The organism is Streptomyces sp. NPDC056373, from assembly GCF_042262425.1.
Lineage (GTDB): Bacteria > Actinomycetota > Actinomycetes > Streptomycetales > Streptomycetaceae > Streptomyces.
Map to the genome: position 1 here is coordinate 1 of NZ_JBHJPX010000045.1, position 2,819 is coordinate 2,819.

Annotated in this window: 1 tRNA gene and 1 rRNA gene; both read right to left on the bottom strand. The window is 52.8% G+C overall.

Annotated elements, in window-relative coordinates:
- Window positions 1-2,655 (bottom strand): 23S ribosomal RNA (locus ACFCXS_RS39330); the annotation flags it as partial.
- Between the two features lie 81 nt (window positions 2,656-2,736).
- Window positions 2,737-2,812 (bottom strand) — tRNA-Ala (locus tag ACFCXS_RS39335).
- Window positions 2,813-2,819: the final 7 nt, after the last annotated feature.

The window sequence follows — 2,819 nt, forward strand, 5'->3', positions numbered from 1 at the left end:
CGCACAGCGGATAGGGACCGAACTGTCTCACGACGTTCTGAACCCAGCTCGCGTACCGCTTTAATGGGCGAACAGCCCAACCCTTGGGACCGACTACAGCCCCAGGATGCGATGAGCCGACATCGAGGTGCCAAACCTCCCCGTCGATGTGGACTCTTGGGGGAGATAAGCCTGTTATCCCCGGGGTAGCTTTTATCCGTTGAGCGATGGCCCTTCCATGCGGAACCACCGGATCACTAAGCCCGACTTTCGTCCCTGCTCGACTTGTAGGTCTCGCAGTCAAGCTCCCTTGTGCCTTTACACTCTACGAATGATTTCCAACCATTCTGAGGGAACCTTTGGGCGCCTCCGTTACACTTTAGGAGGCGACCGCCCCAGTCAAACTGCCCACCTGACACTGTCTCCCTGCCCGATAAGGGCAGCGGGTTAGAAGGTCAATACAGCCAGGGTAGTATCCCACCGATGCCTCCACCGAAGCTAGCGCTCCGGTTTCCAAGGCTCCTACCTATCCTGTACAAGCTGTACCAACATTCAATATCAGGCTGCAGTAAAGCTCCACGGGGTCTTTCCGTCCTGTCGCGGGTAACCTGCATCTTCACAGGTACTATAATTTCACCGAGTCTCTCGTTGAGACAGTGCCCAGATCGTTGCGCCTTTCGTGCGGGTCGGAACTTACCCGACAAGGAATTTCGCTACCTTAGGACCGTTATAGTTACGGCCGCCGTTTACTGGGGCTTCAATTCGCACCTTCGCTTACGCTAAGCGCTCCTCTTAACCTTCCAGCACCGGGCAGGCGTCAGCCCCTATACTTCGCCTTACGGCTTCGCAGAGACCTGTGTTTTTGCTAAACAGTCGCCTGGGCCTATTCACTGCGGCTCTCTCGGGCTTGCACCCTAACAGAGCACCCCTTCTCCCGAAGTTACGGGGTCATTTTGCCGAGTTCCTTAACGAGAGTTCTCTCGATCACCTTAGGATTCTCTCCTCGCCTACCTGTGTCGGTTTGCGGTACGGGCACCTCTCACCTCGCTAGAGGCTTTTCTTGGCAGTGTGGAATCAGGAACTTCGCTACTAAATTTCGCTCGCCATCACAGCTCAGCCTTCACGGGAAACGGATTTGCCTATTTCCCAGCCTAACTGCTTGGACGCGGATATCCAATACCGCGCTTACCCTATCCTCCTGCGTCCCCCCATTGCTCAAATGGTGAGGAGGTGGTACAGGAATATCAACCTGTTGTCCATCGCCTACGCCTGTCGGCCTCGGCTTAGGTCCTGACTAACCCTGAGCGGACGAGCCTTCCTCAGGAAACCTTAGGCATTCGGTGGACGGGATTCTCACCCGTCTTTCGCTACTCATACCGGCATTCTCACTTCTAAGCGCTCCACCAGTCCTTCCGGTCTGACTTCACTGCACTTAGAACGCTCTCCTACCACTGTTCGTAAGAACAGTCCGCAGCTTCGGTGATACGTTTAGCCCCGGTACATTTTCGGCGCAGAGTCACTCGACCAGTGAGCTATTACGCACTCTTTAAATGGTGGCTGCTTCTAAGCCAACATCCTGGTTGTCTAAGCAACTCCACATCCTTTTCCACTTAACGTATACTTTGGGACCTTAGCTGGCGGTCTGGGCTGTTTCCCTTTTGACTACGGATCTTATCACTCGCAGTCTGACTCCTAAGGATAAGTCATTGGCATTCGGAGTTTGACTGAATTCGGTAATCCGATGAGGACCCCTAGTCCAATCAGTGCTCTACCTCCAAGACTCTTACCTTGAGGCTAGCCCTAAAGCTATTTCGGAGAGAACCAGCTATCTCCAGGTTCGATTGGCATTTCACCCCTACCCACACCTCATCCCCGCACTTTTCAACGTGCGTGGGTTCGGGCCTCCATTCAGTGTTACCTGAACTTCACCCTGGACATGGGTAGATCACCTGGTTTCGGGTCTACGACCACGTACTAAACGCCCTATTCAGACTCGCTTTCGCTGCGGCTCCGCATCTTCTGCTTAACCTCGCACGGGATCGTAACTCGCCGGTTCATTCTACAAAAGGCACGCCATCACCCGTTAACGGGCTCTGACTACTTGTAGGCACACGGTTTCAGGATCTATTTCACTCCCCTTCCGGGGTGCTTTTCACCTTTCCCTCACGGTACTGGTTCACTATCGGTCACTAGGGAGTATTTAGCCTTGGGAGATGGTCCTCCCGGATTCCGACGGAATTTCACGTGTTCCGCCGTACTCAGGATACATTCAAGAGAGAACGAAGTTTCGACTACGGGGTTGTTACCCTCTACGACGGACCTTTCCAGGTCGCTTCGTCTACCTCGTTCCTTTGTAACTCCGTATAGAATGTCCTACAACCCCAAGAGGCAAGCCTCTTGGTTTGGGCTATGTTCCGTTTCGCTCGCCGCTACTCAGGAAATCGCATTTGCTTTCTCTTCCTCCAGGTACTTAGATGTTTCAGTTCCCTGGGTCTGTCTTCCTTACCCTATGTATTCAGGTAAGGATACCATACCATTACGTATAGTGGGTTTCCCCATTCGGAAATCTTCGGATCAAAGCTTACTTACAGCTCCCCGAAGCATATCGGCGTTAGTCCCGTCCTTCATCGACTCCTAGTGTCAAGGCATCCACCGTGCGCCCTTTCTAACTTAACCGTTAAAAAGAATCACTATGTGATATCTTGTATTACTAATTGAATGTGATGTCTACTGTTATCTAGTTTTCAAAGAACACGTTGGTGGAGCCTAGCGGGATCGAACCGCTGACCTCCTGCGTGCAAGGCAGGCGCTCTCCCAGCTGAGCTAAGGCCCCGTTATAT